General features: G+C 70.9%; 23 protein-coding genes. 11 read left to right on the top strand and 12 right to left on the bottom strand.

Annotated elements, in window-relative coordinates:
- The first annotated feature begins 8 nt into the window (after positions 1-8).
- From VA596_RS22970 to VA596_RS22950, 5 genes are all read left to right on the top strand, one after another.
- Positions 9-557, top strand: coding sequence for a helix-turn-helix domain-containing protein (locus VA596_RS22970; RefSeq protein ID WP_323329902.1), 549 nt, complete (start codon positions 9-11; stop codon positions 555-557).
- 73 nt (positions 558-630) lie between these two features.
- On the top strand, positions 631-930 hold the full coding sequence (locus tag VA596_RS22965; RefSeq protein WP_323329901.1) for an EthD family reductase: 300 nt from the start codon (positions 631-633) through the stop codon (positions 928-930).
- A 110-nt stretch (positions 931-1,040) separates the two neighbouring features.
- On the top strand, positions 1,041-1,793 hold the full coding sequence (locus VA596_RS22960) for an SDR family oxidoreductase (protein WP_323329900.1): 753 nt from the start codon (positions 1,041-1,043) through the stop codon (positions 1,791-1,793).
- Complete coding sequence (locus VA596_RS22955; protein WP_323329899.1) at positions 1,790-2,560, top strand: SDR family oxidoreductase; 771 nt, start codon at positions 1,790-1,792, stop codon at positions 2,558-2,560. The genes VA596_RS22960 and VA596_RS22955 overlap by 4 nt, the downstream gene beginning before the upstream one ends.
- A complete protein-coding gene (locus tag VA596_RS22950) occupies positions 2,557-4,104 on the top strand; it encodes an acyl-CoA carboxylase subunit beta (protein ID WP_323329898.1) in 1,548 nt (515 codons plus the stop codon). Before VA596_RS22955 ends, VA596_RS22950 begins: the two co-directional genes overlap by 4 nt.
- Here VA596_RS22950 and VA596_RS22945 read toward each other — a convergent pair.
- Positions 4,101-4,619: a dihydrofolate reductase family protein gene (locus VA596_RS22945; RefSeq protein WP_323329897.1), complete on the bottom strand. Its 519-nt coding sequence runs from the start codon at positions 4,617-4,619 to the stop codon at positions 4,101-4,103. The two genes, VA596_RS22950 and VA596_RS22945, sit on opposite strands and share 4 nt — an antisense overlap.
- 209 nt (positions 4,620-4,828) lie before the next feature.
- Here VA596_RS22945 and VA596_RS22940 point away from each other — a divergent pair, with 209 nt between their 5' ends.
- The gene (locus VA596_RS22940) at positions 4,829-7,474 is read left to right on the top strand and encodes a lectin (protein WP_323329896.1); all 2,646 of its coding nucleotides are present in this window, start codon (positions 4,829-4,831) and stop codon (positions 7,472-7,474) included.
- Positions 7,475-7,545: 71 nt separating this feature from the next.
- Here VA596_RS22940 and VA596_RS22935 read toward each other — a convergent pair whose 3' ends face one another.
- Positions 7,546-8,349 (bottom strand): enoyl-CoA hydratase-related protein, encoded by an 804-nt coding sequence (locus tag VA596_RS22935; protein WP_323329895.1) that lies wholly within the window; start codon positions 8,347-8,349, stop codon positions 7,546-7,548.
- 147 nt (positions 8,350-8,496) lie between these two features.
- Between VA596_RS22935 and VA596_RS22930 the strand changes: the two genes are divergently transcribed.
- Positions 8,497-11,553 (top strand): glycoside hydrolase family 2 TIM barrel-domain containing protein, encoded by a 3,057-nt coding sequence (locus VA596_RS22930; RefSeq protein ID WP_323329894.1) that lies wholly within the window; start codon positions 8,497-8,499, stop codon positions 11,551-11,553.
- A 44-nt stretch (positions 11,554-11,597) separates the two neighbouring features.
- Here VA596_RS22930 and VA596_RS22925 read toward each other — a convergent pair whose 3' ends face one another.
- On the bottom strand, positions 11,598-12,380 hold the full coding sequence (locus tag VA596_RS22925) for a hypothetical protein (protein WP_323329893.1): 783 nt from the start codon (positions 12,378-12,380) through the stop codon (positions 11,598-11,600).
- 263 nt (positions 12,381-12,643) lie between these two features.
- Between VA596_RS22925 and VA596_RS22920 the strand changes: the two genes are divergently transcribed.
- From VA596_RS22920 to VA596_RS22910, 3 genes are read left to right on the top strand one after another with little or no spacing between them, the layout of a single operon-like run.
- Positions 12,644-14,284: an AMP-binding protein gene (locus VA596_RS22920; protein ID WP_323329892.1), complete on the top strand. Its 1,641-nt coding sequence runs from the start codon at positions 12,644-12,646 to the stop codon at positions 14,282-14,284.
- Positions 14,284-15,243: a phosphotriesterase family protein gene (locus VA596_RS22915; protein WP_323329891.1), complete on the top strand. Its 960-nt coding sequence runs from the start codon at positions 14,284-14,286 to the stop codon at positions 15,241-15,243. Before VA596_RS22920 ends, VA596_RS22915 begins: the two co-directional genes overlap by 1 nt.
- A gap of 43 nt (positions 15,244-15,286) precedes the next feature.
- Positions 15,287-15,910: a TetR/AcrR family transcriptional regulator gene (locus tag VA596_RS22910; RefSeq protein ID WP_323329890.1), complete on the top strand. Its 624-nt coding sequence runs from the start codon at positions 15,287-15,289 to the stop codon at positions 15,908-15,910.
- A gap of 294 nt (positions 15,911-16,204) precedes the next feature.
- Here the strand turns inward: VA596_RS22910 and VA596_RS22905 are convergent, their stop codons facing one another.
- From VA596_RS22905 to fabG, 7 genes are all read right to left on the bottom strand, one after another.
- Positions 16,205-17,092 (bottom strand): alpha/beta fold hydrolase, encoded by an 888-nt coding sequence (locus VA596_RS22905; RefSeq protein ID WP_323329889.1) that lies wholly within the window; start codon positions 17,090-17,092, stop codon positions 16,205-16,207.
- Between the two features lie 219 nt (positions 17,093-17,311).
- A complete protein-coding gene (locus VA596_RS22900) occupies positions 17,312-18,403 on the bottom strand; it encodes an acyl-CoA dehydrogenase family protein (protein ID WP_323329888.1) in 1,092 nt (363 codons plus the stop codon).
- Positions 18,400-19,584 carry an acyl-CoA dehydrogenase family protein gene (locus tag VA596_RS22895; RefSeq protein WP_323329887.1) on the bottom strand — a complete coding sequence of 395 codons (1,185 nt, stop codon included), beginning with the start codon at positions 19,582-19,584 and terminating at the stop codon, positions 18,400-18,402. The genes VA596_RS22900 and VA596_RS22895 overlap by 4 nt, the downstream gene beginning before the upstream one ends.
- The gene (locus VA596_RS22890; protein WP_323329886.1) at positions 19,581-20,804 is read right to left on the bottom strand and encodes an acyl-CoA dehydrogenase family protein; all 1,224 of its coding nucleotides are present in this window, start codon (positions 20,802-20,804) and stop codon (positions 19,581-19,583) included. Before VA596_RS22890 ends, VA596_RS22895 begins: the two co-directional genes overlap by 4 nt.
- Entirely contained in the window at positions 20,804-21,826 is a 1,023-nt protein-coding gene (locus tag VA596_RS22885; RefSeq protein WP_323329885.1) for a phosphotransferase family protein, read from the bottom strand. The genes VA596_RS22890 and VA596_RS22885 overlap by 1 nt, the downstream gene beginning before the upstream one ends.
- Positions 21,827-21,915: 89 nt before the next feature.
- Positions 21,916-22,368: a MaoC family dehydratase gene (locus tag VA596_RS22880; protein ID WP_323329884.1), complete on the bottom strand. Its 453-nt coding sequence runs from the start codon at positions 22,366-22,368 to the stop codon at positions 21,916-21,918.
- A gap of 1 nt (position 22,369) precedes the next feature.
- A complete protein-coding gene (fabG, locus tag VA596_RS22875) occupies positions 22,370-23,131 on the bottom strand; it encodes a 3-oxoacyl-ACP reductase FabG (RefSeq protein ID WP_323329883.1) in 762 nt (253 codons plus the stop codon).
- Between the two features lie 312 nt (positions 23,132-23,443).
- Here fabG and VA596_RS22870 point away from each other — a divergent pair, with 312 nt between their 5' ends.
- Complete coding sequence (locus VA596_RS22870; protein ID WP_323329882.1) at positions 23,444-24,517, top strand: pentapeptide repeat-containing protein; 1,074 nt, start codon at positions 23,444-23,446, stop codon at positions 24,515-24,517.
- Between the two features lie 118 nt (positions 24,518-24,635).
- Here VA596_RS22870 and VA596_RS22865 read toward each other — a convergent pair whose 3' ends face one another.
- Together VA596_RS22865 and VA596_RS22860 are read right to left on the bottom strand one after the other, a co-directional pair.
- Complete coding sequence (locus tag VA596_RS22865) at positions 24,636-25,613, bottom strand: GlxA family transcriptional regulator (RefSeq protein WP_410171916.1); 978 nt, start codon at positions 25,611-25,613, stop codon at positions 24,636-24,638.
- A gap of 69 nt (positions 25,614-25,682) precedes the next feature.
- Positions 25,683-26,123 (bottom strand): hypothetical protein, encoded by a 441-nt coding sequence (locus VA596_RS22860; RefSeq protein WP_323329881.1) that lies wholly within the window; start codon positions 26,121-26,123, stop codon positions 25,683-25,685.
- Positions 26,124-26,204 lie beyond the last annotated feature (81 nt).

Here is a 26,204-nt window from a genome sequence, read left to right as displayed (position 1 = left end):
ATTCGTCCATGGCCACCGCGGAACTTCTCCTGCACCCCGTCCGGATGCGCATCCTGCAAGCGCTGTTCGACGCCGACCCGCTGACCACCGCGCAGCTGCGGGAGCGCATCCCCGACATCGCGCCGGCCACGATGTACCGGCAGATCGCGGTGCTGGCCGAGGCGGGCGTGCTGGAGGTGGCGGAGGAGCGGCGCGTGCGCGGCACGATCGAGCGCAGCTACCGGGTGCGCAAGGAGGAGGCCGTGGTCGACCCCGCGGCGCGCGCGGCGATGTCGAAGGAGCAGCACCTGCGGGCGTACACGACGTTCGCGGCGTCGCTGATGGGGGACTTCGACCGCTACCTCGCCCACGACGACGCCGATCCGGTCGCCGACGGCGTGGTCTACCGCCAGGCGGCGGTGTGGCTGACCGAAGACGAGTTCGACGTGATGGTCGAGGAGATCGAGCGGGCGGTCGTCTCGCGGATGGGCCACGCCCGGGAGGGCCGCATCCGGCGGGTCGTCAGCCTCGTCGTCGTGCCGGACGAACCGAAGGCGGGTACCGGGCCCGCTGACTGAGCGCGGCGGCCGGGCCCCTCGCTACTGTCCTGGAGGCGGTCGCGACCGCCTTCCCTCGACGAAAGGACCGCCCGTGCACCGGCTCACCGTCCTCTACCCGCCGCCCGCCGACCCCGAGCACTTCAAGGACCACTACACCCGCGTCCACCTGCCGCTGGCGGCGAAGCTCCCCGGCCTCGTGCGGATGCAGCACGCCTTCGACGTCGAGGGCCTGCGCGACGCCAGCCCGTACTTCGCGGTCTTCCACGGCGACTTCGAGTCGGCCGAGGCCATGGCCGCCGCGCTGGGGTCGGAGGAGGGCAAGGCGGTCTCCGCGGACGTGGCCAACTACGCGACCGGCGGCGCGCAGCTGGTGCACTACGAGCTGAGCTGACGCCGCGTGTGACGCGCGCGGTCTTGAGGACGCGGGCGGATCGCGCATAATGGCACCGACAACCGACCGCTTAGTATGTTCCGGGCAACCGCCGAAGGAGACACACTGCCGTGAACTCGTTCAAGGATCGCGTCGCGATCGTCACCGGGGCCAGCCGGGGCATCGGCCTCGGCATCGCGAAGACGCTCGTCGAACGCGGCGCCAAGGTGTGCATCACCGCGCGCAAGCCCGAAGCCCTGGAAGAGGCCGTCAACTCCCTCGGCGGCCCGGACGTCGCGATGTTCGTCCCCGGCAAGTCCGACGACACCGACCACCAGGACGAGGCCGTCGCGAAGACGATCGAGACCTTCGGCCGGCTCGACTACCTGGTCAACAACACCGGCATCAACCCCGTCTACGGCTCGACGCTCGACATCGACCCGGGTGCCGCGGCCAAGATCCTCGGGGTCAACGTGCTCGCACCGCTCGGCTGGACCAAGCGCGCCCGCGACGCGTGGATGGGCGAGCACGGCGGCGCCGTCGTCAACGTCGCCTCCGTCGCCGGCCTCGGTGCCTCGCCCGGCATCGGGATGTACGGCGTGAGCAAGGCCGCGCTGATCCGGCTGACCGTCGAGCTCGGCGCCGAGCTGGGCCCGAAGATCCGGGTCAACGCCGTCGCCCCGGCTGTGGTCAAGACGAAGTTCGCGACCGCCCTGTACGAAGGCCGCGAGGAGGAGGTCGCCTCGGCGTACCCGATGAAGCGCCTCGGTCTGCCGTCCGACATCGCCGGCGCGGTCGCCTTCCTGCTGTCCGACGACGCGAGCTGGATCACCGGTCAGACGATGGTCCTCGACGGCGGCGTGACCCTGGGCGGTGGCCTGTGACCGGCGTCGTCATCACCGGCGGGGGCGGCGGCATCGGTGCCGCGCTGGCCCGCCGCTTCGCCGCGGACGGCGCCCGGATCGTCGTGGCGGACCTCGACGGCGACAAGGTCGGCGAGGTCGCGGCCGAGATCGGCGCGACGGCGTTCGTCGGCGACGTCGCGAGCGTCGACGGCGTCGCGAAGCTGGTCGAGAGCGCCCGCGAGACCCTCGGCGAGATCGACGTCTTCTGCGCCAACGCCGGGATCGCGCCCTTCGGCGGCCCGGAAAGCCCCGAGGAGGTCTGGGCGCGCACCTGGGACGTCAACGTCATGGCGCACGTCCGCGCGGCCAACCTGCTGCTGCCCGCGTGGCTCGAACGCGGCAAGGGTCACTTCATCGCGACGGTCTCCGCCGCCGGGCTGCTCACCAGCCTCGGCTCGGCGCCGTACTCGGTGACCAAGCACGGCGCGCTGGCCTTCGCCGAGTACCTGTCGGCGACCTATCGCCACCGCGGCCTCACCGTCCAGGCGATCTGCCCGCAGGGCGTGCGCACGGCGATGCTGGAGAGCACCGGCACCGCCGGGCAGCTGCTGATGGGCGCGTCGGCGATCGAGCCGGAGCAGGTCGCGGACGCGCTGTTCAAGGCGATCGAGGAGAAGCGGTTCCTGGTGCTGCCGCACGAAGAGGTCGCCGGGTACTACGCCGCGCGCGCCACCGACACCGACCGGTGGCTCGGCGGCATGAACAAGCTGCAGCGCAAGGTCGAGCAGGCCCTCGGGGACGCATGAGCTGGGAGCCGGAGGTCGGCGAGATCGCGCGGCGGCGCGAGCTGGCCGAGCGGATGGGCGGGCCGGAGAAGGTGGCCCGCCAGCACGCGGCCGGGCGCTCGACGGTCCGCGAACGCATCGCGGCGCTCGCCGACCCCGGCACCTTCGACGAGATCGGCGCGCTGGCCGGGACGGCGTCCTATGTGGACGGCGAGCTGGAGTCGTTCACCCCGGCCAACTTCGTCATCGGCACCGCCCGGCTCGACGGCCGCCGCGTCGCGATCGGCGGCGACGACTTCACCGTGCGCGGCGGCGCGGCCGACGCGGCGATCATGGAGAAGCAGGTCTACGCCGAGCGGCTGGCCAACGAGCTGGGCCTGCCGATGGTGCGGCTGATCGAGGGCACCGGCGGTGGCGGCAGCGTCAAGATGCTGGAGCAGCACGGGTTCACCTACGTCCCGGTGAACCCCGGCTGGGACCTGGTGGTGGACAACCTGTCCACGGTGCCGGTCGTCGCGGCGTGCCTCGGCCCGGTCGCCGGGCTGGGTGCCGCGCGGGCGGTCATGTCGCACCTGTGCGTGCTCGTCGAGGACGTCGCGCAGCTGTTCGTCGCCGGGCCGCCGGTCGTGAAGCACGCGACGGGGGAGGACCTCACCAAGGAGGAACTGGGCGGTGCCGAGGTGCACCGGCGCAGCGGCGCGGTGGACCGGATCGTGGCGTCCGAGGCCGAAGCTTTCGCCGTGCTGAAGCAGTTCCTGTCGTACCTGCCGTCCTCTGTGGACTCACTGCCGCCGGTCGGGTCCACTTCGGACCCGGTGGACCGGCGTGAGGAGGCGCTGCTTTCGCTCGTCCCGCGCAACCGGCGGCACCCCTACCGGCTGCGGCCGCTGCTGGAGGGCGTCTTCGACGAGGGCTCGGTGTTCGACTACGCCGTGTCGGGCGGCTCGGCGTACGCGGGATTGGCACGGCTCAACGGACATCCGGTGGGCGTGCTCGCCACCGACCCGTACCGCGGCGCGACGCTGACGCCCGAGGGCGCCGACGTCATGACCCGGCTCGTCGACCTCTGCGAGACGTTCCACCTGCCGCTGGTGTCGCTGACGGACCAGGCCGGCATGGTGATCGGCGCGGCGGCCGAGCGCGCGGGCGCGATCCGCCACGGCGCCCGCGCGGTGACCGCGGTCTACCAGGCGCGGGTGCCGATGGCCGAGGTGATCGTCCGGCGCGTGTTCGGCGTCGGCGGCGCGGGCCAGACCAACCGCCACCGCCTGGTCCGCCGCTGGGCCTGGCCTTCGGGCGACTGGGGTTCCCTGCCGGTCGAAGGCGGCATCGAAGCGGCCTACCGAGCCGAACTCGACGCGGCCGACGACCGCGAGGCGCGGATCGAGGAGATCCGCACCCGCCTCGACGCCGTCCGCTCACCGTTCCGCACGGCCGAGCGCTTCGCGGTGGAGGACGTCATCGACCCCCGCGAGACCCGCGCCCGGCTCTGCGACTGGGTCGGCGACGCCTACGCCGTGCTGCCGAAGCTGGTGGGCCGCCCCTCCTTCGGCATGCGGCCCTAGCGGACCACCCGGAACCAGTTCGGCGCCAGGGGTTCCAGCGGGACGGTCTTGCCGCCGGGGTGGTCGAAGATGCGGATCCCGTCGCCGAGCAGGACCGGGACCGGCATCGCCAGGATCTCGTCGAGCAGGCCGGCTTCGAGGCACTGGCGGGCGACGTCGGCGCCGAGGACGTTGACATACTTGTCACCCGCGGCCGCCTTCGCCGCGTCGACGGCTTCTCGCAGGTCGCCGACGAAGGTGACGTCCGGGACCGGCGCCGCCGGGCGGTGGGTCAGCACGAACTGCGGGCCCTCCCAGCCGCCGCCGAAGGCCTTGCCCTCGCGCTCGGGGTCGCCGCGGTGGGGGTCGTCGCCGCCGAACGTGCGGCGCCCGACCAGCAGCGCGCCGATCCGCGGGATCAGGTCGTCAACGGCCGGGTCGGGGCGCAGGTACGGGGTCAGCCACGACATGTCGCCGCCGGGGCCGGCGAGGAAGCCGTCGAGGGACATGCTGAAGCCGTAGAGCAGTTTCGCCATGGGGTGTCTCCTTGCGGTGTTTCGCGGACTTCAGTACTGACGGCGGCGGCCGGAAAAGTCATCGGCTTCACCCGGTCGTGTCCGGAACGCGACAGGATCACCACGGACCGTTGACAACGGTGTCAGCCCGCGAGGACCGTTTCGAATCGCATAGCTCAAGTACTTGTGCTCAACGGCGAAGGACAAGTGACATGGTCTTGCGTTCCCTCATGCGGTTATCCGCCGCTTCCGTGCTGGCCATGGCCGGCTTGATTCCCCTTTCCGCTTCCGCGGCGACGCTGGTCGCCGATCCCGCGTCCGTGGTGAACCCCTTCATCGGCACGTCCAACGCCGCCGATGACTTCCCCGGCGCCGACGTGCCCTTCGGCATGGTGCAGTGGAGTCCCGACACGCCCAGCCGCCCGGACGGCGGCGGGTACGAATACAAGGACTCCTCGATCACCGGTTTCAGTTTGACGCATTTGTCCGGTCCGGGCTGTGGTGCCGACGGTGACGTCCCCATTCTGCCGACGGTCGGCACGGTCAACACCGGCGCGACGGACTCCTTTTCCCACGCGAACGAAACCGCCGACGCGGGCTACTACTCCGTGGGCCTCGACAACGGTGTCAAGACCGAGCTGACCACCGCGCTGCGGTCCGGGATCAGCCGGTTCACGTTCCCGTCGACGTCCCAGGCGAACCTGCTCTTCAAGCTCAACGGCAGCCAGAACGGCACGTCGAACCAGACGTGGACCGTGGTCAGCCCGACCGAGGTGTCCGGTTCGGTCACGTCCGGGCACTTCTGCGGCGCCGGGTTCACCTACACGCTCTACTTCGACCTGGTCTTCGACCGGCCGTTCAGCACCAGCGGCACGGCGGCGGCCCCGGCCGTGACGCCCAAGGCCTCGCCGGACAAGCTGCACGGCACCTCGAAGGCCGCCGCGGCTCCGGCGGCCCCGGCCGCGGGCCCGGGCAGCTCGTACGTCCGCTTCGACACGACGACCAACCGGACCGTGCAGGCCAAGGTCGGCGTCTCGTACGTCTCGGTGGCCAACGCCGTCGCGAACCGGGCCGCGGACATCCCCGGGTTCGACTTCAACGCCACCCACACCGCCGCGCACAACGCGTGGAACGCGATGCTCGGCAAGATCCAGGTGGCCGGCGGAACGACGGCGCAGCAGCGCGTCTTCTACACCGCGCTGTACCACTCCCTGTTGCACCCCAACGTCTTCTCCGACAGCAACGGCCAGTACATCGGGTTCGACAACCAGGTGCACACCGTCGCGAGTGGACACTCGGCGCAGTACGCCAACTTCTCCGGCTGGGACATCTACCGAACCCAAGCGCAGTTGACGGCCTTGGTGGCGCCAACGCAGACCAGTGACATCGCGCAGTCGATGATCGCCGACTACGCCCAGGGCGGCGGGCTGCCCAAGTGGGCGCAGAACAACGGCGAGACGTACGTGATGGTCGGTGATCCCGGCACGGCGATCCTCGCGAGCTACTACGCCTTCGGTGCCAAGAACTTCGACACCTCGGCGGCGTTGCAGGCGATGCTGCACGAGGCGAGCGCGGCCAACAACATCCGGCCGGGGCTCAACGCCACGAACGCGCCGGGCTACCTGCCGGCCAACGGCACCTACCAGTGCTGCAACTTCTACGGCCCGGTCTCGACGCAGCTGGAGTACGACACGGCGGACTTCGCGCTCTCGGCGTTCGCCGGGGCGCTGGGGGACACCGCGAACCAGCAGTTCTACGCCGGCCGCGCGCAGAACTGGAAGAACACCTTCAACACCGCCAGCGGGTTCATGCAGCCGCGCGACGCGGGCGGCGGCTGGACCGGCGGGTTCAACCCGGCGAGCGGGTCGAACTTCGTCGAGGGCACGTCGTGGCAGTACACCGGCATGGTGCCGTTCAACGTCGCCGGGCTCGCGTCGGCGCGGGGTGGCAACGCGTCGCTGATCAGCTACCTCGACAGCGTGCTGGCCGGGTTCCACGGCAGCGGCGGCAGCCAGGCCGACCTCGGCAACGAGCCGAGCCTCGAGCTGCCGTGGGAGTACGACTACGTCGGGCAGCCGTACAAGACGCAGAAGGTCGTGCGCCAGGTGCAGGACCAGATCTGGACGGACGCCCCCGGCGGCCTGGCCGGCAACGACGACCTGGGCGCGATGAGCGCGTGGTACGTCTTCTCCGCGCTGGGCTTCTACCCGATGACCCCGGGGACGGCCGACCTCGCGCTGGGCAGCCCGCTGTTCACCCAGGCGGTGGTCAGCCTGCCGAGCGGCAACACCCTGACGGTCAACGCCCCGGCGGCGGCGGACAACGCGCCGTACGTCCAGAGCGCGACCTGGAACGGCGGGGCGTGGAACAACGCATACGCCCCGACGTCGGCCATCACCGCGGGCGGCACGCTCGCGTTCACGCTCGGGACGTCGGCGAACACCGGGTGGGCGGCGTCGAGCCCGCCGCCGTCGTACGACGGCACGCTTCCGCACCTCGGCCCGGTGTCTTCGGGCGTCGCGGGCAAGTGCCTGGACGTCGCCACGAGCGGCACGGCGAACGGGACGCACGCCCAGCTGTACACGTGCAACTCGAGCGGCGCGCAGAAGTGGTTCTCCGCAGCCGACGGTTCCCTGCAGGCCCAGGGCGGCTGCCTGGACGTCAGCAACAGCGGCACGGCCAACGGCACGAAGGTCCAGCTGTGGCAGTGCAACAGTTCAGGCGCCCAGAAGTGGCAGGCGGGCACGGCGGGAGCGCTGGTGAACCCGCAGTCGGGCAAGTGCCTGGACGACCCGAACAGCACCACGGTGGACGGGACCCAGCTGCAGATCTACGACTGCAACCAGAGCGCGGCCCAGAGCTGGACCCGCGGCTGACGCGGTAGCCCAAGTCCGTGAAGGCCACCTTGAGGGACATAGAGTCCCTCAAGGTGGCCTTCACGGACCGTTCAGTCCGCCGGGTGGGGCGGGAACTTCGGGATACGGCGTTCGTTCCAGCTGGCCAGCCCCTCGGCCAGCTCGGGGCGGCCGAAGGAGTCGATCATCAGCGCCGTTGCCTCGCGGGCCGAGTCCTGCAAGGACAGCGCCGCTTCCCGGGCGAACTGCTGCTTCATCACCGCCATCGAACGCGGCGCGCTGTACGTCGCCAGCTCCGTCGCGTACGCCTGGGCCCGCAACGACAGCTCACCAGGCGGGACGATCTCCTGGACCAGGCCGTAGTCCAGCGCCTGCTCCGCCGTGAACGTGCGGCCGGACAGCAGCAGGTCGCGGGCCCGGCCCTGCCCGACCAGCTCCGGCAGAAGCTTCGCGATGCCGTACTCGGCGATCAGGCCGCGCCGGGCGAACGCCGTGGTGAACTTGGCGCCCGCCGCCGCGAAGCGGACGTCCGCCGCGCACGCGATCACGAAACCCAGGCCGGCGCAGCCGCCGTTGATCGCCGCCACCACCGGGACGCCCACCGTTGCCGCCGCCAGGACGTCGCGGAAGTTCTCGTGGCCGCCGCCCGCCGCGGGCGGGGCGGCGGCGATGCCGTCGAGCAACCCCAGGTCGGCGCCGGGGCAGAACGCCCGTCCGGCGCCGGTGACGACCACCGCGCGCACCTCGGGGTCCGCGTCCGCCTCCCGCAGCGCCGCGCCGTAGCGGGCCTGCATCGGGACGTCCATCGCGTTGCTGCGCTCGGGCTTGTCGAACGTCACGGTGGCGACCGCGCCGTCCCGTCCGTACCGTACGCCGTCCACAATGGACTCGGTCATAACCGCCTCCTCGGGGTCGGGACCCATACTAAGCGGTCGCTTGGCCCGCTGTCACGGTTCGAAATGATCGAAGCCTTTGTCTGGCGGGAAAATCCTGTGCCATAGTGCTTCCGCGCCTCCGAGCACCGTCGCCGGGAAGGAACGCCCATGCCGAACGATCCGGGTCCCAGCAGGCGGCAGGTGCTCGGCGGGGTCGGCGTGGCCGCGCTGACGACGGCGCTCGCGCCCGTCGCGCAGGCCGCCGAGGCGCTCTCCCGGCCGGGCCTGACGCTCACCGGCCGCGCCACGGACCTGGGCACCGGCTGGCGGTTCGTCCTCGTGAACGCCGACGACGTCACCGGCCCCGAAGACCACTTCGCGGACCCGGCCTTCGACGACTCGGCCTGGCAGGCCGTCGACGTCCCGCACGACTGGAGCATCGAGCTTCCGCCCGTCGACCACGGCGGCACCAGCAGCGCGTCCGGCTTCTTCCGCGGCGGCCTCGGCTGGTACCGGAAGACGTTCACGCTGCCGCCCGCGCTCGCCGGCCGGCGCGTCTCGGTCGAGTTCGACGGCGTCTACTCGGACGCGCACGTCCGCCTCAACGGCGAGCTGCTCGGCCGGCACCCGTACGCCTACACCGGCTGGAGCTTCGACCTCACCGGCCGGCTGCACACCGACGGCCGCACCCCGAACGTGCTCGCGGTGCGCGCGACCAACCGCCTGCCGAGCAGCCGCTGGTACTCGGGCAGCGGCATCTACCGCAACGTCCGCCTGGTCGTCACCGACCCGGTGCACGTCGCCCGGCACGGCACCTTCGTCACGACCCCGGACGTCTCCACGGTGCAGGTCACCACCGACGTCGCCAACGACTCCGCCGGGGCGGTGGCCGCGGAGGTGCGCACGACGGTCACCGACCCGGCGGGCCACGTGGTCGCGCGCGGCTCGGCGACCATCCCGCTGCCCGCCGGGCAGACGCACCGGGCCGTCACCGAGCTGCCGGTCCGCGACCCGCAGCTGTGGTCGACCGAGCGGCCGTCGTTGTACCACCTGCGCACGGACGTCGTCGTGGCCGGGCGCGTGCTCGACACGACCACGACGGACTTCGGCATCCGCTCCTTCGCCTTCCACCCGGACCACGGGTTCTCGCTCAACGGCGTCCCGACGAAGCTGCGCGGCGTCAACCTCCACGCGAGCCAGGGTGCGCTCGGCGCGGTGATCGACCCCGCCGCGCTGGAGCGCCAGATGCGGCTGATGCGGGCGATGGGCGTCAACGCGCTGCGGACCGCGCACAACCCGCCCGCGCCGGGGCTGGTCACCGTCTGCGAACGGCTCGGGATCCTCCTGATGGTCGAGGCGTTCGACTGCTGGCGCACCGGGAAGGTCGCCTACGACTACCACCTCGACTTCGACGAGTGGAGCGCGCGCGACATCGCCGAGATGGTTCACGCGGCCAAGAACTCGCCCGCGGTCGTGCTGTGGTCGATCGGCAACGAGGTCCCGGACGCCTCGATGGCCGGCGGCCCGGAGATCGCCGCCGGGCTGATCGCCGCGGTCCGGGCGATCGACCCCACCCGGCCGGTCGTCATGGGCTCCGACCGCTACCGCAGCGTGCCCGCGCCCGGCTCGCCCCAGGACCTCATCCTGCGGCAGCTCGACGGCCTCGGCGTCAACTACAACACCGCCCAGTCGATCGACGGCCTGCACACGACCTATCCGGACAAGTTCTTCTTCGAGTCCGAATCGTCGTCGGAGACCTCGGCGCGCGGGGCGTACCAGGACCCGGATCTCCTGAACACGGGGGAGAACCACACACCGGGCAAGCGGTCGACGTCGTCCTACGACAACAACCTGGCCTCGTGGACCTTCAGCGGGGAGTACTCGCTGAAGAAGGACCGCGACCGGAAGTTCTGCCAGGGCCAGTTCCTCTGGGCCGGGCAGGACTACCTCGGCGAGCCGACGCCGTACGACGTCTTCCCGGTCAAGACGTCCTTCTTCGGCGCGGTCGACAGCGCGGGCCTGCCGAAGGACGCCTTCCACCTCTTCCGCAGCCAGTGGACCACCGGGCCGATGGTCCACCTGCTCCCGATGGACTGGACGAACCACCGCCCGGGCGAGCCGGTCACCGTCTGGGTCTACTCCACTGTGGACACCGTCGAGCTGGTGCTCAACGGGAAGTCGCTGGGCGTCAAGAAGTTCGACCACAAGGCCACTGTGGACGGACGGCCGTACCTCGAGACGAGCGAGCCCTCCGGTGACGACAAGCACGACCCGTCCGGCAGCTACACCAGCCCGAACGGGAGCACCGGCAAGCTGCACCTGACCTGGACCGTGCCCTTCGCGCCGGGCACCCTGACCGCGATCGCCACCGCGGGCGGACAGGAGGTGGCCCGCGACCAGCTCGTCACGGCCGGACCGCCGCACGCGCTCACGCTGACCGCCGAACCCAGGGGCGAAGGCGCTATGTCGTTCGTGACGGCGAGCGTCGTGGACGCACGCGGAACCGTCGTGCCCGGCGCCGAACCGGTGCTCCGGTTCGCCGTCCGCGGGCCGGGCCGCGTCGCCGGGGTGGACAACGGCCGGCAAGAGCTGGCCCAGAGCTACCAGCGTCCGTCGATCCCGGCGTTCCACGGCCAGGCCGTCGCCGTGATCGCGGCGACCGGGCGCGGGACGGTCACCGTCACCGCGTCCGCACCGGGGTTGAAGACCGCGAAGATCGCGCTGCCGGGGACGAGTTCCGGGCAGCGCAACGGTCCGGGTGCGCGGGCCCGGGAGTCGGCCGATGGCCTCGCCGCTGGGCCATCGGCCGACGCGAGTTACGCGGGCGCGCCGGACACGCTGCCCACGGCGATGCTCGACGGCGACCCGGCCACCGGCTGGTCGAACCACTACCTGAAGCAGGCGACGGCGACGTTGAACGCGGTGAGCCGGTCGCGGGCCGGGGACTGGGTGTCGCTCACCTGGCCCGCGCCCCGGCGGATCGGCACGGTCACGGCGCGGTTCGTGGTGTCCGACGTCCTGGCGCGGCCGGCGACCATCGAGGTCGCCTGCCGGACGTCACGGGGCCTCGAGCCGGTGCGGGACCCGCGGCTCACGTGGGCGGGTGACCAGGCGACGGTCACGTTCGCGGCCGTCGTCACCGGCGAGGTCCGGCTCACGATGACCAGCCACACACCCGGTACGGCGCAGGGGTTCCTGCGGATCAGCGCGCTCGAGGCCTCGTGAGTGGGAAACAGTGTTAGAACACTGTTTCCCACTCACGAGGTGCGTCAGAGGCTGCAGGGTGCGAGCGCGTCGAGGCCCTGGGGCTTGTCGGCGTTGCGGCCGATCGCCGTCGCGATCCGGTTGATCGTGGCGATCCGCTTGTCCTCCAGCGGCCCGAGGATGGCGTTCTGGACGAAGTTCGCGCCACCCTCGCCCGCGCTGGTCACCAGGCGGTTGTCGGCTTCGGCGATCTGGGTGTCCAGCAGGGCGAGGTTGCGCTGGACCTCGGCCTGGGCCTGGGCGGGGATCGCCGGGAGCCGACTCTCGACGTCCGGGCAGGTGATCCGGCCCGACGCCGGTTCCGCGGCGCTCGGTTCCGTGGAGGCCGGTGCGGCCGCGGTCGTCGTGGCGGCGGGCTGGCCGCCGAGGGTGCAGGCCGCGAGCCCGTCGAGGCCCTGGGGCTTCTCGGCGACGCGGCCGATGGCGATCGCGATGCGGTCGATCGTGCTGGCCCGCTTGTCCTTCAGCGGGCCGAGGATGGCGTTCTGGACGAAGTTGGCGCCGCCCTGGCCGGCGCTGGTGACGAGCCGGTTGTTCGCCTCGGCGATCTGCGTGTCGAGCAGGGCGAGGTTGCGCTGGACCTCGGCCTGGGCCCGGGCGGGGATCGCGGGCAGCTGCCCGGCGACGTCGGGGCAGCTGATCTGCTGGGCGGTCGCCGCGCTGGCCTGGCCGGTCTGGCCGGCCGTCGTCGCGATCACCAGGGCGCCGGCGGCGAGCGCGAGGCCCAGTGCGGCCGTCGCGAGTTTCGTGCGCCGGGAAATGCGGTGTCGTCCACCGTTGTCAGGCATGAATGGCTCCCATGTTCCGTATTCGTTAGCGTGAACATATGCGCGGCCAGGCGCTATCTTGGCCTCTGGACCAGGGGATTGTCCAGTGCGGAGTGAGGGGAAAAGAAAATCTGAACCACGCCGAACCGTGGTCCGTGTTCTTCGGTGACGCAGCAGTTCTGCGTATTCCGGAATCGTCGGCGCCGAGCCGGGTCTTGACGGGGACCGGCACCGCCTCCTAGCGTCGCCATACCGACCGGTCGGTGTCCAAGGGAGGTCACTGGATGAGCTGGTACGACGAGAAACCGTGGCTGGCGAGCTACGGCGAACGGCCCGTGGCACCGGTCGAGGCGACGACGCTGCCCGAGACGTTCCGCCGGGCCGTCGGCGACGCGCCCGACCGGGACGCCATCGCCTACTTCGACGGCCGGCTCACCTACCGGCGGCTCGACGAGCTCTCCGACGGCGTCGCCCGTTACCTCACGCAGAACGGCTTCGAGCGCGGCGACCGGCTCGCCCTGGTGCTGCAGAACATCCCGCAGTTCGTCATCGCGCTGCTGGGCGCGTGGAAGGCCGGCGGGATCGTCGTGCCGGTCAACCCGATGTACCGCGAGCGCGAGCTGACCCACGTGCTCACCGACGCCGGTGTCAAGGCGATCGTCTGCTCGCAGCGCGGCTGGAACGCCTACATCGGCGAGACCGCCAAAGAACTGCCCATCGCCCTCACCACCAGCGAACTCGAGTTCCAGACCCGCAACGACGAGCGCGTCCTCGGCAAGGTCACGCGGGAAGACACCCCGGGCGCCACCGAACTCCTCGAAGCCGCCGAGACGCCCGGGCCGAAGCCGCCGGAGCCCGCGTTCGCGCTCGACGACGTCGCCCTCATCAGTTACACCTCCGGCACCAGCGGGACCCCGAAGGGCGCCACCAACACCCACGGCAACGTCGGCACCAACGCCGCCGGGCTCGGCTCGTTCAGCGGTCTCCCCGCCGGCTCGACGCTGTTCGGGCTCGCGCCGCTGTTCCACATCACCGGCATGGTCTGCGAAGTCGGCTCCGCGATCGACATCGGGGGCACGCTCGCGCTGGCCTACCGCTTCGAGGCCGGTGTCGTGCTCGACGCCTTCCTCGAACACGAGCCGTCGTACACGGTCGGGCCGTCGACGGCCTACATGGCGCTGATGGCCCACCCGTCCTTCAGCCGCGAGCACTTCGCGTCGTTCGCGCTGCTCTACTCCGGCGGGGCCGCGCTGCCGCCCGCCGTCGTCGAGGCCTTCCGCGCGAAGACCGGGCACTACATCCACAACGGCTACGGCCTCACCGAGACCACGGCCGGCTGCGTGGTCGTCCCCGGTGACCTCGAAGCGCCGATCGACCCGGAGTCCGGCACCATCTCGATCGGCCTGCCGGTGCCCGACACGATCGTCCGCATCCTCGGCGAGAACGGCGAGGAGCTGCCCTTCGGCCAGGCGGGCGAGATCGCCGTCGAAGGCCCGATGGTCGTGTCCGGCTACTGGAACCGCCCGGACGCGACGGCCGAGTCGATTCCCGGCGGGCGGCTGCTCACCGGCGACATCGGGTTCATGGACGACCGCGGCTGGGTCTACGTCGTCGACCGCAAGAAGGACATGATCAACGCCTCCGGCTTCAAGGTCTGGCCGCGCGAGGTCGAAGACGTCCTCTACACGCACCCGGCGGTCCGCGAGGCCGCCGTGGTCGGCATCGCCGACGACTACCGCGGCGAGACGGTCAAGGCGTACGTCAGCCCGGCGCCCGGCGTGACCGCCGATCCGGCGGAGCTGGTGGCCTGGTGCAAGGAACGGCTGGCCGCCTACAAGTACCCGCGCACCATCGAGGTGCTCGACGAGCTGCCGAAGACCACCAGCGGCAAGATCCTGCGCCGCGAGCTGCGGGCGAGGGGCTGATGGTCGAGACGGTCCGCGGCGCGATCGCGCCGGAAGCGCTGGGCCGGGTGCTGATGCACGAGCACCTCTTCGTGCTGAGCCCCGAGTTCGCCGAGAACTATCCGGAGCACGAAGGGTTCCGGGAGGAGGAGCACGTCCCCGAGGCGATCCGGCGGCTCAAGGAGCTGAAGGACGCCGGGATCGACACGATCGTCGACCCGACGGTGATCGGGCTGGGCCGCTACATCCCGCGGGTGCAGCGCGTCGCCGCCGAGGTCGACGTCAACGTCGTCGTCGCCACCGGGCTCTACACCTACAACGACGTGCCGCACTACCTGCACTTCCGCGGCCCCGGCACGCTGCTGCAGGGCGAGGACCCGCTGGTCGGGATGTTCGTCGGGGACATCCGCGACGGCATCGCCGGCACCGGCGTCAAGGCCGGGCTGCTCAAGTGCGCCACCGACGAGCCGGGCGTGACCCCCGGGGTCGAACGCGTGCTGCGCGCGGTGGCGAAGGCGCACCTCGCGACCGGGACGCCGATCATGACGCACACCCACGCCGTCAGCCGGCGCGGGCTGGAGCAGCAGGCGATCTTCGCGGAGGAGGGCGTCGACCTGAGCCGCGTGCTGATCGGGCACTCCGGCGACTCCACCGACCTCGGGTACCTCACCGAGCTGGCCGACCGCGGCTCGATCCTCGGCATGGACCGCTTCGGGCTCGACCTGCTGCTGCCGTTCGAGGAGCGCGTGAACACGGTCGCGGCGCTGTGCGAACGCGGCTACGCGGGCAGCATGGTGCTCTCGCACGACGCGTCCTGCTACATCGACTGGCTGCCCGCGGACCAGCTGCCGGTGCTCACGCCGAACTGGCACTACCTGCACATCACCCGGGACGTGCTGCCCGCCCTGCGCGAGCGGGGCGTCAGCGAAACGGACATCACGACCATGCTGGTCGACGTGCCGAGGCGGTTCCTCGGGTGAGCGATATCCTGTGCGTCCGAACTCGACGATGGGGGACCTTGCCATGACGCGCGCAAGCACCCGCAAGCCGGGCGAGGCGGCCGGCGACGAGCAGGCCGCCGTGCCGCGGCGCCTGCTGGAGCAGGCCACGAAGCTCTTCGCCAAGAAGGGCTTCGACCGCACGTCCGTCCAGGAGATCGTCGAGGCCGCGGGCGTCACCAAGGGCGCGATGTACCACTACTTCGGCTCGAAGGACGACCTGCTCTACGAGATCTACGCCCGCGTGCTGCGCGAGCAGACCCGGCAGCTGGAGAGCGTCGCCTCCTCGGGCGCGCCGCTGCGCGAACGCCTGGCCGCGGCCGCGTCGGACGTCGTCGTCTCCAGCATCGACAACCTGGACGACAACACGATCTTCCTGCAGTCGATGCACCAGCTGTCCCCGGACAAGCAGAAGGCGGTCCGCGCCGAGCGCCGCAAGTACCACGAGCGCTTCCGCGGCCTGGTCGAGGAGGGCCAGGCATCGGGGGAGTTCCGCATGGACAAACCGGCCGACGTCGTCGTCGACTTCTACTTCGGCTCGGTGCACCACCTGGGCTCCTGGTACCACCGCAGCGGCTCGCTCTCGGCCCGCCAGATCGGCGACCACTACGCGGACCTGCTGCTGGACGCCCTGCGCCCGCCCGCCTAGCTCGCCTGGCTGCCGACCGGGGCCTATCGCCGGCGATCCGGTGGAAGCCGAGCGCGCGGCAACGGCCACCGCGCCGCCGAGCGCACGGCGCGCCTCACCACGAAGGTCGGCACGCCGGCACACCCGTGGCTCGTCGGCGTGGGCTGGATCGAGGGTGCCCGCTGTCACCCGAGGGAGGGCGGGCGGGGTGACCTCACCACCGGAACCACCTCGGACCAGGTGTTCATCGCGCCGAACGCACCGCGAAGGTCGGTTGCCCGCGCGCTCGTGCTCCGGAGCTGGTCCGCGGACCGGCTAGTGGCGGCGGACGTGGTCCAGCAGCAGGGCGATGACCTCGTCCGGGGTCTCCATCGCCATCCACTGGCTCGCGCCCTCGATGATCTGGAAGCGGTACTCCGCGTCGATGTGGTGGACGGTCAGCTCGGCGGCGCTCTGCCCGAGGTACGGGTCCTCGCGGCCCCAGAGGTACAGCGTCGGCACCGTAATGCGGCCGGCCGGGATGTCGTAAACGTCGTTCGTCGCGCCGCGGTACCAATTCAACGTGGCGGTCAGCGCGCCCGGCTCCGAAAGGCGTGCCACGGTGCGTTCGAGGATTTCGACCGGTATTCGGCGGTCGTAAACCGCGCGTAGTTGTGCGGCCTCGTCGCGTAGCAGGAATTTCTCCGCTTTTCCGGCGTCGTGGCGGAAGAAACGGACGTAACCGAGGTCGTGGGCCTGCCCGTCGTCGATCGCGATGGCCTGCTGCAGCGCCGCCGGGTGGGGCGTGCCGAGCACGGTCAGCGAGCGCAGCCGGTGCGGGTGCGTCGTGGCCAGGGTCCAGGCGACCATGCTGCCCCAGTCGCGCGCGACCAGGTGGAACCGGTCGGCGCCCTGGCTGTCGGCGAAGGCGAGCGCGTCCTCGACCAGCAGGTCGATGGCGTAGTCCTCGACCCGCTCGGGGCGCGCCCCCCGGGCGTAGCCGCGCTGGTCGACGGCCAGCGCGCGGTAACCGGCCTCGCCGAGGGCGTGCAGCTGCTCGGTCCAGGCGTCGGCGAACTCGGGCCAGCCGTGCAGCAACAGGACGAATTCGCCGGTCACGGGCCCGGCCGCGAGCGCACTGTGGTGGTGGCCGCCGACGGCGACGGTCACTTCCTCCAGCGTGCCGGGCATCCCGGCTTCCGTCGGCGCGACGGCGAATTCCATGGCGCCCAGGCTAGAACGTGAAAGGGGTTACAACCATGGGAAGAAGGGCACATTTGCCACCCTTTTACCCGTGTAGTGGCCTGGCTCACAAAATCTTCGCTCATCTGAGCGAAAACACGAAAGGATTATGAATCCTATTCACGAAATCCGCAGGTCCGTGAAGGCCACCTTGAGGGACTCTGAGTCCCTCAAGGTGGCCTTCACGGACCAAGGGCGTGCTCAGGCGGGCAGGTCGACCAGGTCGGCCAGGCGGGCGCGGTGCCGTCCCGGGGTGCCGAGGGCGAGCTCGTCCGCCTTGGCGCGCTTCAGGTAGAGGTGCGCCGGGTGTTCCCAGGTCATCCCGATGCCGCCGTGCAGCTGGATGGCCTCCTCGGTGGCCTTGACCGCGATCGGCGCGTTGCGGGCCTGGGCGACCGACACCGCGATCGGCACGTCGAGGCCGGACGCCAGCGCGTCGGCCGCGTTGCGCGCGGTCGCGCGGGCCAGCACGAGGTCGGTGTAGAGGTTCGCCAGCCGGTGCTTGAGCGACTGGAACCCGCCGACCGGCCGGCCGAACTGGTACCGGCCCTTGAGGTAGCGCACGGTCTCGGTGAGCGCCCACTCGGCGATCCCGGTCTGCTCCGAGGCCAGGATTCCCGCCCCGGTGAGCAGCGCCTGCTCCAGCGCGGCCGCGGCCTGCTCACCCGAGGCCACCAGCACCGCCGCCGCGCCGTCCAGCACGACGTCGGCCACGCGCCGCGTCAGGTCGAAGGAGACCAGTTCCGTGACCGTCGCCGCCGACGCCTCGACGACGTACAGCGCGGGCCCGTCCGGTCCGGCGGCCGGGACGACCAGCAGGTCGGCCACCGACGCGTCGGCGACGGTGCCCACGCGCCCGGTCAACGTCCCACCGGAAGCGGTCACCGACGACGGGAAACCCGCTCCCGGCGTCGTCGACAGCGGAACCGCCAGCGCCCCGATCGACGAACCCGCGGCCAGCCGGCCCACGTACTCGCGGTCGTCGGTGTTCAGCAACGCCGTCGTCGCCAGCACCACACTGCCGAGGAACGGCACCGGCGCGACGCTGCGGCCCAGCTCCTCGGCCACGACGGCGACCTCCCGGGCCGACGCGCCGTGCCCGCCGCGCTCCTCCGGCACCGCCAGCCCGGCGACGCCGAGGTCGGCGGCCAGGGTGCGCCACAGCTTCAGGTCGTAGCCCTCGGCCGTCTCGATCCGCGCGAGCAGGGAAGCCGCGTCGGCCTTGTCCTTGAGCAGGTCCCGGACGGAAGCCCGCAGGTCCTCCTCGACGTCGGAATACAGCAGGTCGGTCATCGGGGGAGGTCCTTCCAGGCGACGTCCTTGTCGACGCGCGGCTCCGACGGGAGCCCCAGCACGCGCTCGGCGATGATGTTGCGCAGGACCTCCGAGGTGCCGCCCTCGATGGAGTTCCCCTTGGCGCGCAGGTAGCGGTACCCCGCCTCGCGGCCGGTGAAGTCGACGATCGCCGGTCGCCGGAACGACCAGTCGTCGTAGGCCAGGCCCTCTTCGCCGAGCAGCTCGACCTCCAGGCCGGTGAGCGCCTGGTTGAGCTCCGAGAACGCGACCTTCATGGCCGAGCCCTCCGGGCCGGGTGCGCCCGCGGTCAGCTGCTGACGCAGCCGCGTGCCGGCCAGCCGCAGCGACTCCGCCTCTACCCAGCGCTGCACGAGGCGGTCACGCAGCTCCGGCGTGCGCAGCTCAGGACGTTCACGCCAGGTCTTGGCGACGATCCCGACCAGCCCGCCCTCGCGCGGCTGGACATGCCCGCCGATCGCGACGCGCTCGTTCATCAGCGTCGTCTGCGCGACCTTCCAGCCCTCGCCGACGGCGCCGAGGCGCTGCGTGTCCGGGATCCGGACCTCGGTCAGGAACACCTCGTTGAACTCGGCCTCGCCGGTGATCTGCCGCAGCGGCCGGACCTCGACGCCCGGCGCGGTCATGTCGCACATGAAGTACGTCATGCCCTGGTGCTTCGGCACGTCCGGGTCGGTGCGGGTGACCAGGATCGCCCACTGCGACTCGTGCGCGCCCGACGTCCACACCTTCTGGCCGGTGACGATCCAGTCGTCGCCGTCGCGCACCGCGCGCGTGCCCAGCGCGGCCAGGTCGGAGCCGGCGCCCGGCTCGCTGAACAGCTGGCACCACACCTCGTCACCGGTCCACAGTGGACGCAGGAAGCGCTCGCGCTGCTCCGGCGTGCCGAACGCGAGGATCGTCGGCGCGGCCATGCCGAGGCCGATGCCGATCCGGCGCGGGTTGTTGTCCGGTGCGCCCGCGTCGGCGAAGAGACCGTCCACAACGGACTGCAGCGCGCGCGGCGCGTCCTGCCCGCCGAGCCCGGCGGGGAAGTGGATCCAGGCGAGACCGGCGTCGTACCGGGCCCGCAGGAACTCCATGCGGTCGGTGGTCTTGGGGTCGTGCGCGGCCAGGAACTCGGCGACCTGGCCCTTCAGTTCTTCGGCGGTGACAGTCACTTCGCGCCCTCCGACAGGTACTTCTTCAGCTCACGGCGGGCCAGGGACCGCTTGTGGACCTCGTCCGGCCCGTCGGCCAGGCGCAGCGTGCGGTTGCCCGCCCACATCGCGGCCAGCGGGAAGTCCTGGCTGACGCCCCCGGCGCCGTGCACCTGCACGGCCTTGTCCAGGATCCACTCGACCGCGGACGGCGTCGAGATCTTGATCGCCTGGATCTCGGTGTGCGCGCCCTGGTTGCCGACGGTGTCCATCAGCCACGCCGTCTTGAGCACCAGCAGCCGCTGCTGCTCGATGCGCACGCGGGACTCGGCGATCCAGTCCTGCACCACGCCCTGCTGGGCGATCGGCTTGCCGAACGCCTCGCGCGAGATCGCGCGGCGGCACATGAGCTCCAGCGCGCGCTCGGCCATCCCGATGGCGCGCATGCAGTGGTGGATCCGGCCCGGCCCGAGCCGCGCCTGGGCGATGGCGAACCCGTCGCCTTCACCGGCGATGAGGTTCTCGGCCGGCACGCGGACGTCCTCGAACAGCACCTCGGCGTGGCCGCCGTGGTCGCTGTCGTCGTAGCCGAAGACGTGCATGCCGCGCTTGACCGTCAGGCCCGGCGCGTCGCGGGGGACCAGGATCATGCTCTGCTGCTTGTGCGGCGCGGCTTCGGTGTCGGTCTTGCCCATCACGATGAAGATCCTGCAGGCGGGGTTCATCGCGCCGGAGATGTACCACTTGCGGCCGTTGATCACGTACTCGTCGCCGTCGCGGCGGATGCTCGTCTCGATGTTGCGGGCGTCGGAGGAGGCGACGTCCGGCTCGGTCATCGCGAACGCGGAGCGGATCTCGCCGTTCAGCAACGGTTCCAGCCACTGCTTCTTCTGGTCGTCGTTGCCGAACATGGCCAGGACTTCCATGTTCCCGGTGTCGGGCGCCGCGCAGTTGACCGCGGTCGGCGCCAGCCGGATGCTGCGGCCGGTGATCTCGGCGAGCGGCGCGTACTGCAGGTTCGTCAGGCCCGCGCCGTGGTCACCGGGGAGGAAGAAGTTCCACAGGCCGCGCTTGCGCGCCTCGGCCTTGAGCTCCTCGACGACCGGCGGCATCGCCCACGGGTCGTCGCGCTCGGCCAGTTGCTGCTCGAACACGGCCTCGGCCGGGTAGACGTGGGAATCCATGAACTCGAGGAGCTTCGCGCGCAGCTCCTCGGTCTTGGCGTCGAACGCGAAGTCCATTACTTCTCCTCGTTGAGAATCTCGTTGCCGTGCGAGATGAGCAGCGGGACGCCGGCTCCGACGCCTTCGAAGCCCGCCCCGACCGTCTGGCCCTTTTGGTAGCGGTAGTAGATGCCTTCCAGGATCACGGCCAGCTTGAAGAAGGCGAAGCTGACGTACCAGTTGAGCTGCGAGACGTCCCGGCCCGAGCGTTCGGCGTAGCGGGCGACGACCTCGTCCGTACTCGGGTAGCCCGGTGCCGAGCTGGCGTTCGACACGAACTGCAGCGACACCTTGTCCCGCTCGGCGTAGGCCACCAGCAGCGCGAGGTCGGTCAGCGGGTCGCCCAGCGTCGACATCTCCCAGTCGAGCACCGCCGAGATCTTGTCGTCGCCGTCCACGAGGACGTTGTCCAGCCGGTAGTCGCCGTGGATGATCGACGGCTTCCCGGACGTCGGCACCGCTTCGGCCAGCCTGTCGTGCAATTCCTCGATGCCCGGCAGGTCGCGGCTGAGGGACGCGTCGAGCTGCTTCTTCCACCGCCGCAGCTGCCGCTCGAGGAAGCCTTCGGGGCGCCCGAAGTCGCCCAGCCCGGCCGCGGCCGGGTCGACCGCGTGCAGGTCGACGAGCGTGTCGACCAGCGCGTCGGCGATGGCCCGGGTGCGGGTCTCGCCGAGGGCGGCCAGCTCGTCCGCGGTCCGGTAGGGGGTGCCCTCGACGAAGCTCATGACGTAGAAGTTCGCGCCGACGACGTCGGGGTCTTCACAGAGGAGCAGCGCCTCCGGCACCGGCACGGCGGTGTCGCGCAGGCCGGAGATCACCCGGAACTCGCGGGTCATGTCGTGCGCGGTGGGCAGCACGTGCCCGAGCGGCGGGCGGCGCACCACCCAGCGCGACCGGCCGTCGCCCACCACGTAGGTGAGGTTCGACCGGCCGCCCTCGACGACGTCCGCGGTCAGCTCCCCGGCGACCAGCCCGGGGAGCCGCGTGTCCAGGTGGGCGCGCAGTTTGCCCAGGTCGAGACCCGGTGGGTCGGTGCTCATGCAACCTCCTCAAGCAGGTTCCAGCGATGGTACCGACCAGTCGGTATGTGGTACAGCGGCCCCGGCCGAGTGGTGCTCGGCCGGGCGCGTCACGCGAGGAAGCGCGTCACCCATTCGGCGACGCACGCGGGCTTCGCCGCCCCCTCGATCTCGACCGTCCACCGCGACACCGCCTGCTTGCCGCCCTCGATGTCGGTGATCTCCACCAGCTCGGCCCCGGCGCGCACCTTCGAGCCGACCTTCACCGGCTGCGGGAAGCGGACCTTGTTGAGGCCGTAGTTGATGCCCATCGTGATGCCGTTGACCTTGTAGATCTTCGGCCCGAACGCCGAGAGCAGCGAGAGCGTCAGGAAGCCGTGGGCGATGGTGGTGCCGAACGGGCCCGCGGCCGCCATCGCCTCGTCGACGTGGATCCACTGGTGGTCGTCGGTGGCGTCGGCGAACTTGTTCACCCGGTCCTGGGTGATCGTGTGCCAGTCGCTGTACCCGAGGTGCTCGCCGACCGCGGCGGCGAAGGCGTCGAGGTTCTCGAATTCGCGCATGTCAGTCCTTCGGTCCGCCGGCGACGTAGATGACCTGGCCCGAGATGAACCCGGCACCGTCGCTCACCAGGAACGACGCCAGGTTGGCGATGTCGTCCGGGGTGCCGACGCGCTGCACCGGGATCTGCGACGCGGCGGCCGCCTTGAAGTCGTCGAACGACATGCCGATCCGCTCGGCGGTGGCCGCGGTCATGTCGGTGGCGATGAAGCCGGGGGCGATGGCGTTCGCCGTGACGTTGAACTTGCCCAGCTCGATCGCGAGGGTCTTGGTGAAGCCCTGCATGCCGGCCTTGGCCGCGGAGTAGTTGACCTGGCCGCGGTTGCCGAGCGCCGAGGTGCTGGACAGGTTGACGATCCGGCCCCACTTCTCGGCGGTCATGTGCTTCTGCACCGCGCGGGTCATCAGGAACGAGCCCTTGAGGTGGACGCCGAGCACGGAGTCCCAGTCCTGCTCGGTCATCTTGAAGATGAGGTTGTCGCGGGTGATGCCGGCGTTGTTGATCAGCACGGTCGGCGCCCCGAGCTCCTCGGCCACCCGCGCGACGGCGGCGTCGACCTGGTCGGCGTCACTGACGTCCAGCGTCACGCCGACGGCCTTGCCACCCTTGGCGACGATGGCGTCGGCGCCCTGCTTGACCCCGGCCTCGTCGAGGTCGAGCAGCCCGACGGCGAAGCCGTCATCGGCCAGCCGGGCGGCGACAGCGGCCCCGATGCCACGGCCGGCACCGGTGACCACGGCAACACGGGAAGGGGAATCGGTCACGGGGGACCTCCTCGTCGTTGAGAAGCGGGTTGCTTACCGCCCGCGAGCCTACTAAGCGGTCGGTCACGGCGGCTACGGACAGCGGCCGCTATTTCGCTGCCAAGGTACGCAGGTTTCCGGCCTCCCGCCTGGTCGAACCCACCCGGTGGCCTACGTCACACCCACTCGCGTGGTGAGCGCGGATGCCCTGTCCGCGTCGGCATTGCCGGGGGATCTGCCGCTGTCGGCGTCGGTGCAGAGGCTGGAGCCCGCTCTGCAACGTGAGCATGCAACCTCCGTAGCGTTCCGAGGTCGAATCGCGACGTATCGACCATGGCGGACACCGATGGCGATCGGCCAGGTCGGCGATGGTTGAGCGCGGCGAAGTGGAGTCCGCTGACCAGTGGTCTTTCCGTCGCAGCAGCGGCCTTGCTGTTCTGGGCGCTTGCCCGGACGGGGGTGCTGCCTCCGTGGTCCGACACCTGGAGCTGGCTGGGCCGGTGGTGGCCCGCGGCCGTGAGCGCGGCTCTTCTCGTGGCCGTCCTGGTACTCCTGCGGCGTGGGCGACAACGGATCTCTGCCGAGCCGGCGCAACACGGCGAAGGTCGCTGGACGCGAGTCACCGCCCTGGTCACTGCGTTCACCGCTCTGGCGGCCCTGGTGTTCACCGCGCAGTCGCTGCGGGCCACCCGCGACCAAATCGACGTCACCGAACAAGGCCAGGTCGCGGATCGCTACACCAAGGCCATCGACCAGCTCGGCACACCTGGACCGGACCACCTGTGGGTGCGTGTCGGAGGCATCTTCGCACTCGAACGCATCGCACTCGACTCACCGCGTGATCAACGCTCCATCGTCGAAGTGTTGAGCGCGTTCATGCACACGACCAGCCCTCGACTCGATCCCGGGACACCGTGCCCCAAGGCGCCAGCAGACGTTGAAGCCGCCTTCGTCGTGGTCACCAGGCGTGAAATCAGGGACTCGGCCGATCGGGTCGTGATCGACCTGCGTGACACCTGCCTCTCGGGTATCCGAGCCGCCGGCGCGGACCTGAGCGGCATCTCCTTCCTCGGATCGGACATGCACGATGCCGACCTGCCGAAGGCCCATGGCAACCTGATCGGGCTCAGCAAGGTCGTACTGACCAACGCAAACCTGTACGGAGCCGACCTGTCCGGATACCTCGCCGGGTTCGTCGACGCGGACCTGACCGGCGCGCGACTGGCCGACGCGAAGATCAGTCCTAACGAGCTCACCAGGGTGAAACTGGTCGATGCCGACCTCACCGGCGCCGACCTGCGCGATGTGACGCTCACCGGCGTGGACCTGACCGGCGCCAAGCACGACTCGTACACCAACACGACCGGCGCCAGCCACGATGCCTCGACCAAGGGCGCATGGTGGTGAGGCGACCACCGGAGGTCAACGGCCCCGGTGGTTTCAGGCAAGCTTCCGGGCTGCAGCGGAACTCGGCGCGGAGCATCGGGCACCGGCCGTGCCCTTCGCGGCGCGGGGTTCGGCGTGATTACCGGTCCAGCGCCTCGGGCAGCTCCGTGCTCCGGCGAATCTGGTCGCCGGTCATGCCGTAATGGCCGAGGAACGCCTGGCGAAGTGTTTCGGCCGAGCGGAATCCGCAGCGCCGCGCCACTGCCGCGAGTGACAGCTCGCTCCCGCGCACCAGGTGGGCGGCGGCCTCCGCTCGCGTCGCCCGCACGGCACGAGCCGGGGTGGCGCCCAGTTGGCCGGTGAACAGCCGGGTGAGGTGCCGGGTGGTGATCCCGGCGCGGGCTGCGAGCGCCGGCGGGCTGAGATCCTCGGCGAGGTGGGCGGTGATGTAGGCGGTCAGGTCGCGCACGACGCGGTCGCCCGGCGGTGGCGCCAGGAACGTGCTGATCTGCGCCTGGTCGGCGGGCCGGTGCAGGTAGGCAACCATCTCCCGGGCGACGTCGCGGGCCAGGGTGGGCCCGTGGTCCTCCTCGATCAGCGCCAGGGAGAGGTCCAGGGCGCTGGTGACGCCCGCGGATGTGTAGACGTTGCCGTCGCGGACGTAGAGCGGCGCGACGTCCACCGTGACGGCCGGGAACACCGAAGCCATCAGCTGTCCCCAGTTCCAGTGCGTGGTGGCCCGGCGGCCGTCGAGCAGCCCCGCCGCGGCGAGCACGAACGCGCCGGTGCACACCGAGGCGATCCGCCTGCTGCGCGGAGCCAGCCGCTGCAGCTGCGTCAGCAGTCCCTCGTCGGTCATGGCGGCCCGGGTCCCGTAGCCGCCCACGACCACCATGGTGTCGATGCGGCCGGTGAGCGAGGCGAGCCGGCGGGCACCCGACAGCGCGATCCCGGCCGAGCTGCGCACCTGATCGCCCTTCGGCGTGGCGAGTTCGAGCCGGTACGGCGGGCCCGCGCCGTGCCGGTTCGCGATCTCGAAGGCCGCACAAGGATTGGCGACGTCCAGGATCTGTGCGTTGTCGTAGGCGACCACCAGCACCCGCCGTGCCTCGATCACGTCGGAGACCCCCTCACCGCCGCTGCCGCATGACCAGACTACGCGGTGCGGCGGTGAAGGGGTGGTGGTTCACCGTCCGGGGATGTCCGGGCCCGGCCCGGGCATGTTCGCCGGGCGCTGGATCTTGTTCGCGTCGAAGGAGTACTGGTCGAAGGTCTTCTGGTCCGGGATCCAGCGCTTGCTGCGGCCGACGAGGTACACCCGGTAGGGCGCAAAGCCGTCCTGGCCGAGGTAGGAGTTGGACAGCAGGGGCTCCCCGAGGGTGATGTTCGCGCCACCGGGCAGGATTTCGTCCCAGGTCCGCCACAGGTGGAAGTAGGTCGCCTCGTCGGGGACGTGGTGCCGGACACCGTCGATCACCAGGTAGACGGCCGTCGTACCGGGTTCCTGGTAGCGGTAACCGTTGCACGGCGTGCAGGTCGCCTGAGCGGCCGACGCGGGGACTTGGGAGACGCCGGCCAGGAACACCGCGGCGAGGACGGCGGGCAGGGCGCGGAAGGACAGGTTCACGGGAACTCCTCGTGGTCGGTGGCTGAGTGCCGTACCTGGAACCTTCGCGCGGTCACGGCTCCGGCGGTGACCGGATGTCCG

The sequence above is a fragment of the Amycolatopsis heterodermiae genome (assembly GCF_034929455.1).
GTDB lineage: Bacteria > Actinomycetota > Actinomycetes > Mycobacteriales > Pseudonocardiaceae > Amycolatopsis > Amycolatopsis heterodermiae.
The sequence above is the reverse complement of the archived record's forward strand: the minus strand, read 5'-3'. Positions and strand labels throughout refer to the sequence as shown.